Here is a 14,302-nt window from a genome sequence, read left to right as displayed (position 1 = left end):
TTCCCAAAACTCTATTCCGGTGGACCTTCTTCTGCACTACCAAACCTGTCTTGGCGGGCCTTTTCCGGAGCCGCCGCCGCTGGACCCGGTCGTTCGGGAAACGATTTCACAAAACGGCTATCAACGGGTGTCCGTCACCTACGCGGCCGAACCCGACGACCGCGTTCCGGCCCTGTTGCTGATTCCGGAAGGCGTGTCGGCCAGTCACCCCGCCCCGGCGGTCTGCGTCTGGCACCAGCACAACGACCAGTACCAGTTGGGCAAGGCCGAACCGGCCGGGCTGGCGGGCGACCCCACGCAGCACGTGGCCGTGGCGCTGGTCCGCGAAGGGTACGTGGTACTGTGCCCGGACGCGCTGGGCTTCGAAGAACGGCAGGACCCGGCGGGTCGGCTGTCGGGCAGCGATTACGAACGGTTCCTTTTTCTGTGGTACGTGGTGCGGGGGCAAAGTCTGGCCTGGAAAGCCGTGCTGGATATACGCCGCGCCGTGGATTACCTCTGCTCCCGACCGGACGTGCTGCCCGACCGGATTGGCTGCTACGGGCACTCGATGGGCTCGACCCACGCCTGGCTCGCCGGACCGCTCGAACCCCGCCTGACCTGCCTCGTCGGCAACGGCTGCCTGCCGACCTACGACGCCATTGAACACGAACGGCTGCTGCACTGCTTTTCCAACTTCGTCCCCGGCTGGAAAGCGGTGGGCGATACGCCCGACATCGCCGCCCTGATTGCTCCCCGTCCGCTGCACCTGAATTTCGGCGAACGGGATGCCGGGTCGCCAATTGACTTTGTCCGGAAAGGCCTCGGGCGGATTGCGGCGGCGTACGAAAGGGCGGGCGTTCCGGAGCACTTTACGTCGTTCATCGAACCCGGCGCTGGGCACGCCTGCACCCCGGCCATGTGGGAGCAGACGCTTGCGGTATTTCGACGGTATCTGCGGCGATAAGATTAGTTTCACGCAGATTGGCGCGGGTTTGTTCGCAGAAAACCAGCGGAATCGGCGCTTAAAATCGGCGCGAAACCATTTTCGCTACGCCCTTCCAAAACATTCCTTCTCCGCATCCGTTCGATTCAGATAACCTGTTCACTCAACGGATGCGCTATCTTCTTTACCTTCTGCTTCTGGTCGGCCTGCCCGCTCAGGCCCAGCTTCAACTCGACGCCGAGACCGGCGGACTGCTTTCCGTACCGTATCTGGAGACCCGCATTCCGGGCGAAACCGGGACGTTTATTGACCTGAAAAACGACCTGACCATTCAGAAAAGGCCGTTCGTCCGCCTTCGGCTCAGTTACACGATCAACGACCGGCACACGCTCTCGCTGCTGGCCGCGCCGCTGATCGTGGCGTCGGAGGGCAGCATCAGCCGTCCGGTCCTCTTCAATGGCGTGACGTTTCCGGCCGACGTGCCGCTGCGGACCGAGTACCAGTTCAACACCTACCGGCTGACCTACCGCTACGCCTTCGTTCGGAGCGAACGGGTCCGGCTGGCGGCGGGCCTTACGGCATTCGCCCGGGACGGCGACGTGCGGGTCGAATCGGCCACCCAGCAGCAGGGTAACCGCGGCCTCGGCGTTCTGCCGCTCCTGAATATTTACGCCTCCTGGAAGCCCGTCAATGCTTTGCAGGTGATTGTGGAAGGCGACGGTCTGGGCTCGCCCAACGGCCGGGCGATTGACCTGTTCGGCGGTGTCGCGGTGCAGGTGACCGACTGGCTGGCCATCAAAGGTGGTTACCGGGTGGTGGAAGGGAAGGCTGATAACGAAGAAGTGTTCACCCGCGCCTGGTTCAACTTCGCTTCCGGCGGCGTTCTGCTGACGATACCGGGGCGGTAAGCCTGGTCAAACCGGGTCGTTTTTGTTACCTTGCGACCTGATTTGAACCTTCGCAAACCACCGTTTCATGTACACCTTATACGCTATTCCGGCCTGTGATACCGTCAAAAAAGCCCGGACCTGGCTGGCGGACCGGGGCATCACCTACCAGTTTCATGATTACAAAAAACAGGGCATCGACCGCCCGACCATCGAACGTTGGCTCACGCAGCGATCGTGGGAAGACCTTGTCAACCGCGCCGGAACGACCTGGAAGAAACTGCCGGATGCCGAGAAACCCACCGACGCCGAAGGGGCCATTCAACTGATGATGGAGAAACCTTCGGTCATTCGCCGCCCGCTCATCGAAGCCGACGGCCGGATCGTCGCGCTGGGATTCAAGGCGGAAGAGTACGGAAGCGTGTTTGAAGGAAATGATTGAATGATTGAATGACTGATTAGCTTTGCGCCTTTTTCCAGGAACATCCCCCTAAACCCTCGTGCCGCCGACTCTACCTTCCTGCTAAAACCGAACTGAGCCGCCAAGAGTAATACGGGGAATCAGGGCGTCGCGCGTGTCATAGATGGTTCGCGCCGCTCTTCCAACCGCCACAGCACCCAGGTCCAGAAATACGCTTAATGGCTTTTGTTCGCCCTTTTCCAAATAAAATTTAGCTCCAATTTTCCAGAAGTTATTGAAGCCCCGCTTCATGGCCGGATTGAATTCCAGTAGTGGGCTTCGATTCACAACAGGACTCACAAAGTTCAAATCGGTGTAGACACTTACAAAGTTCTTTACCGGGATCAATTGAACTCCTAGTTTAAAGTGAACCACATCGGTAGTAAAACGGGTAGTATCCGTTCCCCTGATGCCCTGAAGGTTTTTTCCAAGGTAGTTGAAATGAAAATAGGTGCAGAACCAGTTTACTTCGGTTCTCTCATTATTCTGGCCAACATCCGTGATTCTTCCAAACGGCAGAGCATTGATGCTCATGGAAATACCATACGTGCTGGTCTCTGGAAAAAAGATACTGACATTGGAAACTCTTCGCTGGGCGAAGGCTGACGTGAACAACTTAACGTCTCCGTAGAAACGACGACTTGATCTAAAATTGGTTAACCCCCTAATTTCGATCTGCGGCAGCAAAAGGTTATTGCCTAGCAGGCTGTTCAAATTGGGAATCGTCGAAGCCTGATTGATGGGCACTTCCGAAACCGGAGCCGATGAAGATCCACTCCCACTAGCCGGCGTACTGGCAGAATACCCTTTCTTATAAAATTCATTAATCTCCTGCATTAACTGAGCAGAAGCACCGCAAGAGGCAAGCAGGATGAGGAACACTATGCGTAGAAAGGCCATAGCGGTTTCGGTTAAAGATGAATAACTATCGTTATTGTAAACTCCTTATCCAACCGGATTCAGTTCATCTACACCGGCTTGAGAAGTATTCGCCCGGACAAACATCAACAGGTCGGTCATGGTGTAAAATGAGGCATTCTCGCCCCGCTGCGGGTCCGCAAAAAGCTCTTTTGTCGGCTTCCAGTTCGATTCCTGAAAAATTGAAACGCGGCTACTTTTCGCCAGGCCTAAAAACACTTCGCAAATAATAACGCTGGCCAGTTTGCCGAATTTACCCGTCCCGGCGAATTCTGCCTCCCGGTTAATATAGTACCACAACGGCGTCTTCAGGTGAAACTCGTGCTTTTCAAGAACTTTACTCTGCTCCGCGTTGCCCTGTAGCATTTCCACCGGTGAAAGGACCGCGATACCCATATGCCGGGCCACATCCTGAGCCGAAGGTAAACCCAGCCGGCTGCCTCGAATGAGATTCTTCGTTGCCAAATTCATAGGTTCGCCGAGCCCTTGGGTCAGAAGCGTATCAATGGGTTTGGTCATGTTGAAACCCGGCCCCTGCGGAATGCTGTGATTAGCAAAATCAAAAAACCGTGTCCAGTCGATGACCCACTCACTGGTAAGCCGGGAAAGATCATCCTGTTGGCGACCGACGAACTCATCCTTATTTGAACGCCCCGTAAACTGAAACAAGAGCCTTAATGTCCCATCCGCCAGCGCACCAGAATCTGGCAATCCGTTAAAAAATTGATTCCAATTGTAATTTTCCCGAATCAGGGTATGCCAGCGGTAGACCGCACCCGAAAATTCGATGGGCATGAAGGGCATCTCGCCTTTAATGATATTGAAGAACTCAACTTTTCCATCCTCAATGACCTCCTTATAGACGGTATCATCCACAAACTGCTTCAGAAAGTCATGCAACACAATGGATTGATAATGCTTTTCTACCAATTCACGAGCCTGCTGCCGAACCTCGGCTGGGTTGTCCGCAAGGTTGAAGTCCCTCCTGAGCACATCCACCACTGCGTTGTGAAATTTCAGAAACGCCAGGTGCGTCTGTGCTACAGCCAAATTTTCATCGTTGCGCGGATCCCCAATCAGCGCTTTAGCGGGTGTCGGCTCAACCCCGCTACGGGGGAGATCGTTGAAAAATGGCCGTCCTACCAGACTTGGTTCGGTCTGGCCTAGCAGGAATTTAGCAGGGTCACTGGGATCCCAGGCCACCAAATTGAGGGTATCACCGCTGCCGTAAAGGCTGTCGAGGTCCAGCGAGGGGGTACGTTGTTGAATCAGGGCGGATAATTCAAGGGGCAGAAGGATGGCCGGGTCCGTATCGCCGAGGGAATCTTTAGTAATGTCGTGATCGATAAACTGCCCCAAGTAGGTGTATCCTGCTGGAATGTTGGAATTTAAATGGACGGTTTCATCCCGCATCAATAGACCTAATTCCTTCAAGGCTTCATCCTTAGGTCGGAAAGGCAGCAAATCAGGAAACAAACGCCCAAACCGGTTAGGCACCAGCGGTTCGACTTCCAAACTGGAAAGACCGTGTACTCTTTCTGAAAGTAACATTGACTGCAACTTGTTTAAGTGAAAAATCTTCACCAAAATTGCAGCCAGCCTTTTGGCCCATCAACGGGAAATGTCCCCTCCATCAAAAGGTCTTTTCCCCTTTTTCAACCCATCAACCATTCAGCCATTCAACCATTCAATCACTTCGTGTTGCTCTCCCGCATCAGCTGCACCCACCCCTTGTACACCTGCACACTGCCGTTGCGGTTCACCCCCCCGAAGCGTACACTCGCCTGGTAGTAGTACAAACCCGCCGACAGCTCCTGGCCCCCGCTCGTGCGGCCGCTCCAGTTGATGTTCACGTCGCTGGTCTCGAACACCTTACCCCCGAACCGGTTGTAGACCACGAACTGCACGCTCACCACCCCAGCAGGACAGGGCAGCGGCACGAACACGTCGTTCTTGCCGTCCCCGTTGGGCGTGAACACGTTGGGCAGCTCGAAGACCGGGCAGATGTCCTTGCACACCCGGTTGCTGGGAGCACTCTCCACCCCCCCGCGCGTCACCGCCGTTACGTAGTAGCAACCCGCCACACTGCTCAGGTTCGTGTGTGCAAAGCTGGTCGTCGGGGCCGGCACCCCCGTCAGCCGCTGGTGCTCGGTGTCCTCCTGGTAACGGGAATAATAAACATTGTAGCTGGCAATCCGCGTGTCGCAGGGCTGGTTGTTCGGGCCCGTGGTGGCCCCCTGCCAGCTCAGCGTGTTGGTAAACGTCGTCACCGTACAGGCCGACTCCCCGCTCAGCGTGGCGCAGTCCAGCGAATCCAGACTCAAGCGCGGCGGGCAGGGACGGGTCGTGTCAATGGGACTGGCACACACCGCCTGCGAGTAGTTCAACAGCTCGTTCTGGGGACGCAAGCTCACGGCCGGATTGGTGTACACCCCCACCGTCTCCACCCGGTAGCAGTACACGCTGTCGGGCGACAGCGTTAGCGTCTGGACCCCGTCCCCGGCAAAGCTGTCGCTGCCCGTATCGGTGAAGGTGAACGTGTTGGGACCCTGCACGGCCACCTCCGCTATCCGGTTGAAGGGACCGTTGGGACCGCTCACGCTGCGGTACACCCGGTGGCGCTGGTTCGTGTTGTCCCAGGGGACCACCGCCTGCCACGACAGCCGCACCCGCCGCAGCTCCCCGGCCGCCGCCAGCACCACCGAACTGGCCGCATCGGTCACGTCCAGCCGCGTCAGGGCACCCGTGCCCGCCTCGGTATAATAAAACTCCACCCGGTAGCGGTAGCCGCCCCCACTGGTGTTCAGGCCCCGGTCCACGTACACCGTATCGGCCCGGGTGCCCGACAGGTCCGCCTCGATGGCCGCGATCTGCACAAAGTCATTGCCCGCCGTAGCCGTGAGGCCCGGAGCCCGGAACAAGCGGTACTGGAAGGGGCCGCCCACGTCGGTGGCCCCCAGCCCGATGGGCCGCGTCCAGCGCACGGTGATCCGGCCCCTTGTAGCGTCGGTGGAGTCCACCGTCACGTTCGTCATCAGGGGCACCTGCAGGGGCAGGGCCAGACAGGCCTCGTTGGACACCACGCTCTCCCCGCCCCGGGGCCGGGGAAAGGCCGCCACCAGGCGGTAGCTGTAGCTGGCCCCCCGCCGCAGGCTGGGGTCGGTGTCGGTGAAGGTGGTGGCCGTGATGGGCACCCGCCCGATCTCGGTGTAGCCCGCCGTGGCCCCGATGCCCGTCGAGCAGGGCGGGGTGGCCAGGGTGGTGCAGCCCTCGCGGCGGTAGATGACCATCTCGGCCCCGGGCACCCCGCAGGCGTAGGCCGACCAGGTCAGGATGGTGGCCCGGCCCGTGCCGGGCCGGGCCGTCAGGTTCTGGGGCCGGGGGGCGTAGACCCGAATGCGAAAAGACTCCAGGGTGGCCAGTTGGGTCTGGCCCCGGGCCGGCAGGTCGACGGCGCGGATGACCACGTCGTAGGGTTCCTCCCGGACGTGGGCGCAGGCGGTCTGCCAGCGGAAGGTGCCCGTGGCGGGAGAGTTCAGGGTCTGGTCGGGCCGGGGGTTGAAGGTGGCGAAGGGGGGAGCGATGATGTTGATGGGCTGGTTGTTGGTGGGGTCGGTGTAGGGCCGTCCGTCGGGACCGACGTTGAAGGGTCCGCCGAAGGCCGAGAGCTGGAGTCGGTTTCCGTCGGGGTCAGTGGCAGTGATGGCCTGGTTGATGATCGTACCGGCCTCCACGCAGAGGTCGTCGGGCACCCGCAGTTCGGGACGGCGGTTAGGGCCTTCTACCACGACAATCTGAATGTCCCGGACGATTTCGCCAATCTTAATGCCATCCCGGTACTCCTCAATGATAAACGCAATGTTGTATTGTCCCCGTTCAGCGGGGGCGTCCCAGCAGAGGTCACCGGTGCGGGGGTCGATGGTCAGCGTGGCCGGGCCCGCTCCCGCTTCGGTTGTCGGATTCTGCCCGATCACTTCGGGCCGGATGTAGCCCGCAACCGGCTGGGGACCCCGGCAGGCCACATCTTCGCCGCTCTGGCGACCAGCGGAAACCGTCAGGCGATAGGCCAGGCTGTCGCCGTCGCTATCGAAGGCGGCGGGGTTGTGGCAGAACTTCTGGCCTACGCGGGCCGAGTCCAGGGGCGGGTTGAGCATGACCGGGGTGCTGTTGAGGCCCAGGGGGGCACTCACTACGATGGTGGTGCGCAGTTCAAAGGTGGTGTTGACCGAGTTGGGAATGTTTCGCGTGTTTTCATTCCGGTTGGAAATGCTGACGCTCAGATTATAGGTTCCCGGCCCGGGGTACGTATGGACCGTTCGGTAGATGTTGATGGTGGTGTTGCGGTTGATCGGTCTTCGTTCCACCCGTGGAACCGGGAACGAAGGGGTGCCGTCGCCGAAGCAAAGCGGAAAATCGTCTTCCGTTTCGGAAGCGCCCCTCCCGCCTACTTCGTCAAAGTAAAGTGTGACCGTGATTTCGTAGGTCAGGGAAGTATTGGAAATCCGCCGGGTGGTAATTTCCCCTGCCCGTACGTGCGTGGCCATAGCCTGATGTAAGCAAGCAAAAACCAGGAGAGTCCCCAGCAGAAGTGTCCTCATTGTAGAGCCCGATAGTCTGTACCATTCCTTAAACTGGCAAAGCGGTAGATTCGTATTAATCAGACAGAAAACTTCTTAAAAGGTAGCTTAACCGGCCGAATCGGGCAGGGTATGCGGCCGCCGTGCCTTCTGGTTTTATGGACGGCCCTAAAGTAAAAAAGTGGAAACGAACCGGGTTCATTTCCACTTGACTCCGTCAATTCGCTCAGGAAGCTTGTCGGCGGGTCTTCTTGACCGCCACCGGCTTTGGTTTATACTCTCAGACCGGCAGTCGCACCTGGGCGGAAGAAAGGCAGACACCGAAGGGCTAGAGCGGCTTCAGATGCAGGTACCGCTCCACCGAACGGCTGTCGCTCAGGTTGACTTTGCCGCTGCTGAGCATGTTGGTGACGACCTGGGTCGATTCAATCAGGATGATTTTGACATCCGCACGGTAATTCGTCAGCAGGTTTTCGTTGCGGGGTGAGGTCATCCTCGCCATCACCTGAATCCGGTCCCGCTGGGGGCGTACTTCGGTTTCGACACGCCCGTTTTTGTCGCCCGGCTGAGGTCCGAAATACAGCGTTTGCATGCTGTTCAGGGTCCAGGCGTGGACGTGGTCGCGGACGTAGACCAGCACGGCCCCTTTTTCGGCCACGGCCGCGTATTTGTCGGGCGTATAAGACCGATACCCCGCCAGGGTATACAGCTTCGTCACACTATTATACTCCGGCGGAACGGGCGTCGGAAACTGCTGGTCCGTGTAGATATACGTCCAGACGTTGGCCGTGCCGGGGTCTCCTTTTTCGCCGGTGTCGCCCTTAGGACCCTGCGCCCCGGTATCGCCTTTGGGACCCTGCGCGCCCGTATCCCCTTTCGGGCCGGGAATTTCTTCAGTTTTGCAGGAAGCCAGGCACATCAGTCCTGCCAGCATAAAACCTACCAGATTCTTCATGTTCGTTTGCGTTACTGTTCGGATTATCAACCAGAAGACCAAGGGCTTATGATTGATAATCCAAATGTCAGCAACCGCAATCGGAGACGAAATTGGAAACGGCATGGATTGCCAGGACTACCGCCTGAGTTGGGACAAGCGCCGATTCAATTGCGCGGCAAGGCGGGCCGTTCTTACTTTACCGGTTGCCCCGCCCGCCAGAACGGCTCCGGGGCGGCCACAAACGCCACGGGTACTTCCGGCACAAAGCCTTTCAGCCACTCGGCACAGTACTTCATCCCCGCCTGCTCGGAAACCAGATGCCCGAGTACGATCAGCGCTTTTTTCTGCCCCGCGGCGATGGCGTCCTGCACGTATTCGACCAGTTCCCATTCGTGCGTTTCGCCCACGATCAGCACGTCGGACTGGGCCAGGTACGGAATGCCCGGCTGCAGACTGACGTTTCCCCAGCTCGCCAGCACGTTCCGGACGGGCAGGTTCGGGTCGCCGACTACGCGCATGGTTCTGATCTTCAGCTTCGATTCGAGTTCTCTGGCCAGCCGGGACAGCGTGGTTTCGGGCAGCGTAAACTGCTTGGGCTGCTCGGGGTTCATGTACTTCTCCCACCCCATCTCGCGGGCCATGCCCGTGGCGATTCCGTCGGGTTTACGGCCGTGCCAGTGGTCGTGAAAGTGGAAAACGCTGAGGCCGCGTTTTTCCAGAAAGTCGCGTTTGTACTGGTAAACGGGGTCCTGTTGCAGGGTTTCGGTTTTGTCGGGATGGTTGAAGAACGTCGGCTCGTGGGTAATGATGAGGTTCAGCCCCTGGGCGGCGGCGCGCCGGGCCACATCCAGCGTAGCCATCATGGCCACGGCGATGCCTTTCACTTCCTGCTCGCGCGCACCGACAATGAGGTTGTCCACGGTCTGTTCACGCCAGGGAATGCCGACATTCGTTTTGATGCGGTCGATGACACCGCCGACGGTCAGGGCCGGAGCGTGTTCAAGACGAATAAAGCCGGTGGCGGTCAGGCCCAGGGAGGCCAGCAGAAAGTCGCGGCGGGAAGGTTGCCAGGTAGTCATGCGGTTGGATCAGAATCGTTTCTCCGCTCAAAGATGTTGCATTATTTGCTAACGGCGCCGCCTTTTTCGAAGAAATCAACCGCCTTTGGTGTAACTTTGCTCCATGAGAATGGCACCCATGCTTTAAGCCCCCCTTCCGTCGCTCCGACAAACGGCCTTTCCGAAGGCCCGTCTTCTCATTGCCTTTTCTCACACCCATTCTCTCTTCTTATGCTGACTTCCGAACAAGTCGAACAATTCATCCGTGATGGATTTGTGCGTATCGATAACGCTTTTTCTGCCTCCCTCGCCGGGCAGATCCGCGCCATTCTCTGGCAGGAAATGAACCTCGATCCGACGCGCCCGGCCACCTGGACCCGGCCCGTTGTCCGGCTGGGTATGTACGCGCAGGAGCCGTTTCAGGAAGCGGCCAATACGCCCGTGCTGCACCACGCTTTCGACCAGTTGGTCGGCCGTGGCAAATGGCTGCCCTGCCGCAGCGTCGGGACTTTTCCCATCCGCTTTCCGTCGCCCGATGACCCCGGCGATACGGGCTGGCACGTCGACGCCGGCTTTCCCGGTGCGGAGCCTGAGGATTATTTTCAGTGGCGAATCAATGTCCGGTCGAAAGGTCGGGGCCTGCTGATGCTGTTTCTGTTTTCGGATGTGGGTGAAGCCGACGCCCCGACCCGGATTCGTGTCGGTTCGCACCGGGAGGTGGCCCAGCTGCTGGAGCCCGCCGGAGAAGACGGCCTCTCGTTTCTGGAACTGGCCCGGCAACTGGAGACGCTTCCCCAGCGCCCGGAAGCGCTCGCCACGGGACCAGCCGGGACGGTTTACCTCTGCCACCCTTTCCTGGCCCATGCCGCCCAGCCGCATACCGGCACCGAACCGCGTTTTCTGGCCCAGCCGCCCTTGCTGCTTCGGGAGGAGCTGTCGATTGACAATGCGACGGCAGCCTATGCACCAGTAGAAGAAGCCATCCGGCGGGCCCTGACGGAATAGCGGATTCTGTTCCCGGTTCGTCCGTGAGGCCGGTGTAAACGAACCGGGAACAATTACAGGGCCTTCATAAACGCCACCAGCGCCTTTTTCTCGGCCGCGCTCAGGTTCAGTTTGTCCTCCGGCAAGGTCTGGTTTTCGAGCGGAAAACCGAGGCCACGGCCGCCGCCGTTGTTGTAAAACTCGACCACTTCCTCCAGCGTGCGGAAGGCGCCGTTGTGCATGTAGGGCGCGGTATGGGCCACGTGACGCACCGTCGGGGTTTTGAAGGCGTACTTCAGCGGGTCGAGGCGGGTGTGGGCGTAGCGGCCCAGGTCGGGGTCAAGCTGGCGGGCCTCCGGCCGGACGGGTACGCCGATCACCTCCGATTCGCTTTTCGTATACCCCGGCGGCACGGTTCCGTTGAACAGCGGGGTAAAATGGCAGATGCCGCATTTCGCTTTCCCCGTAAACAGGTTGAAGCCGTACTTTTCTTCCGCCGTCAGGGCCTGGCGGTCGCCGCGGACGTAGCGGTCGAAGCGGGAGTCGAGCTGCACCAGCGACCGCTCGTAAGCCGCCAGCGCGCTTTGAATCCGGGAGGGCGTCACGGCTTCTTCCGTCGCCGGAAACGCCTTCTGAAACAGCCGGACGTATTCCGCATCTTTCCGGAGCTGCTGCGCCGCCTCGTCCAGCGAACCGTGCATTTCGGCCGCGTTGTGCACCACGTCCATCGACTGATTCTCCAGCGACGGGGCCCGCATGTCGTAAAACTGTGCCCCCTGCATGGCCGCGTTGAGCAGCGTCGGGGTGTTCCGGGCGACCAGCTCATTCCCGGCCAGCGTCACGGCCTTGGGCAGGCCATCGGTAAAGGCCCGGCCCGGCTGGTGGCAGCTCGCGCACGAACGGCGGTTGTTCTGCGACAAAACGGGGTCCGCAAAAAGCTTCTGCCCCAGCACGACCCGGTCGTTCAGCCGGTGGCCGTCGGCCGTCGGGGCGTAAAAATCGGGGTTGAAGGCGTTGGCCTCGAACAGCGTCCGGGCGGCGGCGCGCAGGGGGCGGGCTTCCGTGAAGAGCGCAATGCCCCGGTTTTGCTGGTACGCGACCAGTTGCTGCGTGATCGGATTGGCAAACCCGGTGATAAAGCCCAGCCGGTCAAACGAGTCGAAATCCGGATGGCGGTTCAGCTGCTGCCGGGCTCCCTGAATCGTTTTCCGCAAATTCCGGAATTCGGGCGTGTCGGTTTCGTAGAAGGCCAGGTACGCCTCGACCCCGGCGAGGGCTTCCGCCGCTTCGGGCAGGGCCGTCTGGCAGAGCGGCGTATCGAAGCCCGCCAGACCGAGAGAGATCAGACGAAATACCTCCAGTTTCAGGGCGTCGAACACGTGGGCGTCAGTCAGTTCGGTGCTTTCCCAGAGGGCGGCCGTCCGTTTCAGTTCGCGCTGCAATTTGCGCACCTCCCGCACCAGTTCCTTCCGCTGGCTCGTGTCGATTTCGGGATACAGAAATTCCTCGATTACCTGAAGGCCGCCCGGCTCGAACTGCTTGGTTTCCTCGACCTCAATTTCAGGCAGTGGCGGTCCGTTGACCAGCCGCGTGGTGGCCGGGAAATAATACTCCGTGAACGCCTCCAGCCGTTTGTATTTTTTCCGGCAATCCAGAAAAGCGGTCCGCAGCGAGTCCGCATTCCGGCCGGATTCGGCCAGCGGGCGCAGGCGGGTCTCCACGGTCGTCTGCAAATCGGCCAACCCGGTGAGAAAGAGCGCGTGAACCTGCTCCGTTGGCGGAGCAGGTTCACGGCATTGCAGAAAAAGGGTGGAAAGGAGGAAGCCGAAGAAAATTCTTTTCATTATGAATGCCTTCATTTTACCCTCAATCCCCTGAAGGAGACTCAGTTCCGCCTGTTTACCGGCAGCGTCAAGTCCCTTCAGGGGATTGGGGAAATTTTGAGGTTGCTTTATTTCTGCACGCCGCGCACGATCACGACCTGTCCGCCTTCCTTGTTGCCGGACACGCCCGAGCCGTCCGAGTTCAAGTACTTATCGTCCTGCCAGGTGTGCGGGTGGATGTTCACGGCGAAGGTGTTGGGCACGCCGATGATGTCGGAGATGTCGTACATCGCTCCGTACTCCCACGAGCTCAGGTTGTTGCTTTTCACGGAGTTGTACTTGGCATTGAACGCCGCGTCGTCGCGCCGGTGGTTCATTTCGATCATCGGTTTGATCTGCGCATTGCTGATGCCCCACTGCCAGATGCGGCCGTCGTGCCTGGTATCAAGGTAGAACGAGTCGCCGTCTTCCTGGATGTAGACAAAATCGTCGGTCACGCAGATGTTGTCGGGATTGACGATGCTGTTGCCCGGATCGATGCCGCCGTCGATGACCGGCGTCAGTTTGCCCGTCAGCGGGTTGCTGGCGTCCAGCACCAGTTTGTAGATCCGGCCCCACATGGTTTTGCCCGTTACCGGCGTCTTCTTGTCGGCCTGGCTTACGCCCGTGGCGGTGAAGTAAATCTCCCGGCCCCGGCCGTTGCCGCCTTTGCGATAGTCCACGTCTTCCACGCGGGCAAACTGGATCGCTTTTTTGTCTTTCGACTGCTGGGCAATCTGAGCGCCGGTTGACGTTTTGGCGTTATCGACTTCGACGAATTCAACGTCGTAGGTTTGTCCCACGGCCAGGTTCGTTTCGACGGGGTCCCCATTTTTGGTACGGAGGAAATACAGCTTGCCGTTTTCAAGGTCGCCGACCGTGTTGGACACGTAGGCCAGCAGTTGCCCGTCGCTGTCGTCCTCGCCGATGATGACGACGGTTTTGCCGGGGAATGCCTCTTTCGGCAGCGGCACGGCATTTTCCATCGAAGCTTTGCCGAGGGCGGGCAGCACCCGATTCTTGTTTTTCTTGTCGGCTACTCCAATCGGATTGATCGCGTGCACCATCGACTCGGCCCCGGATTCACCGGCCGTCAGGAAAACCGGCCCGAAACCGTGTTCCTGCTGGGTGGCCAGCGTAGCCGAGCAAAGCCGCCAGATTCCGCCGTCACCGTCTACGATGTACTCACCTTTGGTCGGCTTCAGCGTTTTGTCCAGATAAACGCGGGATACCGCACGGTGAATTTCGTGGTTGTTGATGAGCACATAACCGTCGCCGCTGGGGTCTTTCATCAGGGCGGCACCGTCGGGCTGGGCGCCGAAGATAAAGTCCGGCGACCCGGCCAGTTTGTCGTCCGAACTGATGAGCGTCGTGATTTGCAGGTTCTCAAAACCCGGCAGCGTTTTGACCAGCGACGGGTTCACAGAGTAGTTTTCAAACTTGATGTTCTCGTTAACGGCAGGCGTCCCGATCGGGTGATCGGTGCTGCAGCTGGCGAGTACCAGGGCAAACAGTGTGGCAGTTTTGGCACTAATCTGTGCTTTTGAAGCAAACATGTACGTGAGAGGTTTGGTAGCTGTTTTTCGCTACACAAAGTTGCACCCGCCACGTTACCTCAGTTTTTCGAAAAAATTACGGCTTAGCAAAGTTTTCAGGGCTTGAATTAACAATAATAAAACAACCGGAGTCTTTCG

Annotated in this window: 11 protein-coding genes; 4 read left to right on the top strand and 7 right to left on the bottom strand. The window is 59.1% G+C overall.

The window, feature by feature from the left end; all coding sequences use genetic code 11:
• Positions 1–19 precede the first annotated feature (19 nt).
• The 3 genes from ORG26_RS17570 (at position 20) to ORG26_RS17560 (ending at position 2,254) form a co-directional block, all read left to right on the top strand.
• Positions 20–946, top strand: coding sequence for a dienelactone hydrolase family protein (locus ORG26_RS17570; protein ID WP_266364052.1), 927 nt, complete (start codon positions 20–22; stop codon positions 944–946).
• 149 nt (positions 947–1,095) lie between these two features.
• A complete protein-coding gene (locus ORG26_RS17565; RefSeq protein ID WP_266364051.1) occupies positions 1,096–1,833 on the top strand; it encodes a porin family protein in 738 nt (245 codons plus the stop codon).
• 67 nt (positions 1,834–1,900) lie between these two features.
• Complete coding sequence (locus tag ORG26_RS17560; protein ID WP_266364049.1) at positions 1,901–2,254, top strand: ArsC family reductase; 354 nt, start codon at positions 1,901–1,903, stop codon at positions 2,252–2,254.
• An 81-nt stretch (positions 2,255–2,335) separates the two neighbouring features.
• On the opposite strand, the gene ORG26_RS17555 is transcribed toward ORG26_RS17560, so the two are convergent.
• The 5 genes from ORG26_RS17555 to ORG26_RS17535 all read right to left on the bottom strand — a co-directional run bounded on the left by ORG26_RS17555 (position 2,336) and on the right by ORG26_RS17535 (position 9,783).
• On the bottom strand, positions 2,336–3,172 hold the full coding sequence (locus ORG26_RS17555; RefSeq protein ID WP_266364047.1) for a hypothetical protein: 837 nt from the start codon (positions 3,170–3,172) through the stop codon (positions 2,336–2,338).
• Positions 3,173–3,217: 45 nt separating this feature from the next.
• Complete coding sequence (locus ORG26_RS17550) at positions 3,218–4,705, bottom strand: peroxidase family protein (protein ID WP_266364045.1); 1,488 nt, start codon at positions 4,703–4,705, stop codon at positions 3,218–3,220.
• Between the two features lie 176 nt (positions 4,706–4,881).
• Positions 4,882–7,734 (bottom strand): T9SS type B sorting domain-containing protein, encoded by a 2,853-nt coding sequence (locus tag ORG26_RS17545; protein WP_266364043.1) that lies wholly within the window; start codon positions 7,732–7,734, stop codon positions 4,882–4,884.
• A gap of 361 nt (positions 7,735–8,095) precedes the next feature.
• Positions 8,096–8,722, bottom strand: coding sequence for a collagen-like triple helix repeat-containing protein (locus ORG26_RS17540; RefSeq protein ID WP_266364041.1), 627 nt, complete (start codon positions 8,720–8,722; stop codon positions 8,096–8,098).
• Between the two features lie 173 nt (positions 8,723–8,895).
• Positions 8,896–9,783 (bottom strand): Nif3-like dinuclear metal center hexameric protein, encoded by an 888-nt coding sequence (locus ORG26_RS17535; RefSeq protein WP_266364039.1) that lies wholly within the window; start codon positions 9,781–9,783, stop codon positions 8,896–8,898.
• A gap of 210 nt (positions 9,784–9,993) precedes the next feature.
• On the opposite strand from ORG26_RS17535, the gene ORG26_RS17530 reads away from it, so the two are divergent.
• Positions 9,994–10,767 (top strand): phytanoyl-CoA dioxygenase family protein, encoded by a 774-nt coding sequence (locus tag ORG26_RS17530; RefSeq protein WP_266364037.1) that lies wholly within the window; start codon positions 9,994–9,996, stop codon positions 10,765–10,767.
• Between the two features lie 53 nt (positions 10,768–10,820).
• On the opposite strand, the gene ORG26_RS17525 is transcribed toward ORG26_RS17530, so the two are convergent.
• Both ORG26_RS17525 and ORG26_RS17520 read right to left on the bottom strand, forming a co-directional pair.
• Positions 10,821–12,590 carry a cytochrome-c peroxidase gene (locus ORG26_RS17525; protein ID WP_266364035.1) on the bottom strand — a complete coding sequence of 590 codons (1,770 nt, stop codon included), beginning with the start codon at positions 12,588–12,590 and terminating at the stop codon, positions 10,821–10,823.
• A gap of 107 nt (positions 12,591–12,697) precedes the next feature.
• Positions 12,698–14,164: an alkaline phosphatase PhoX gene (locus tag ORG26_RS17520; RefSeq protein WP_266364033.1), complete on the bottom strand. Its 1,467-nt coding sequence runs from the start codon at positions 14,162–14,164 to the stop codon at positions 12,698–12,700.
• Between the last annotated feature and the right edge of the window lie 138 nt (positions 14,165–14,302).

Origin of the sequence: Tellurirhabdus rosea (assembly GCF_026278345.1) — a bacterium.
Taxonomy (GTDB): Bacteria; Bacteroidota; Bacteroidia; order Cytophagales; family Spirosomataceae; genus Tellurirhabdus; species Tellurirhabdus rosea.
This window is presented reverse-complemented; position numbering and strand designations above follow the sequence as displayed.

Coding starts and splice junctions, on each gene's coding strand:
- ORG26_RS17565 (WP_266364051.1), top strand. CDS start 1,096: ATGCGCTATCTTCTTTACCTTCTGCTTCTGGTCGGCCTGCCCGCTCAG.
- ORG26_RS17560 (WP_266364049.1), top strand. CDS start 1,901: ATGTACACCTTATACGCTATTCCGGCCTGTGATACCGTCAAAAAAGCC.
- ORG26_RS17555 (WP_266364047.1), bottom strand. CDS start 3,172: ATGGCCTTTCTACGCATAGTGTTCCTCATCCTGCTTGCCTCTTGCGGT.
- ORG26_RS17545 (WP_266364043.1), bottom strand. CDS start 7,734: ATGGCCACGCACGTACGGGCAGGGGAAATTACCACCCGGCGGATTTCC.
- ORG26_RS17540 (WP_266364041.1), bottom strand. CDS start 8,722: ATGAAGAATCTGGTAGGTTTTATGCTGGCAGGACTGATGTGCCTGGCT.
- ORG26_RS17535 (WP_266364039.1), bottom strand. CDS start 9,783: ATGACTACCTGGCAACCTTCCCGCCGCGACTTTCTGCTGGCCTCCCTG.
- ORG26_RS17530 (WP_266364037.1), top strand. CDS start 9,994: ATGCTGACTTCCGAACAAGTCGAACAATTCATCCGTGATGGATTTGTG.
- ORG26_RS17525 (WP_266364035.1), bottom strand. CDS start 12,590: ATGAAAAGAATTTTCTTCGGCTTCCTCCTTTCCACCCTTTTTCTGCAA.
- ORG26_RS17520 (WP_266364033.1), bottom strand. CDS start 14,164: ATGTTTGCTTCAAAAGCACAGATTAGTGCCAAAACTGCCACACTGTTT.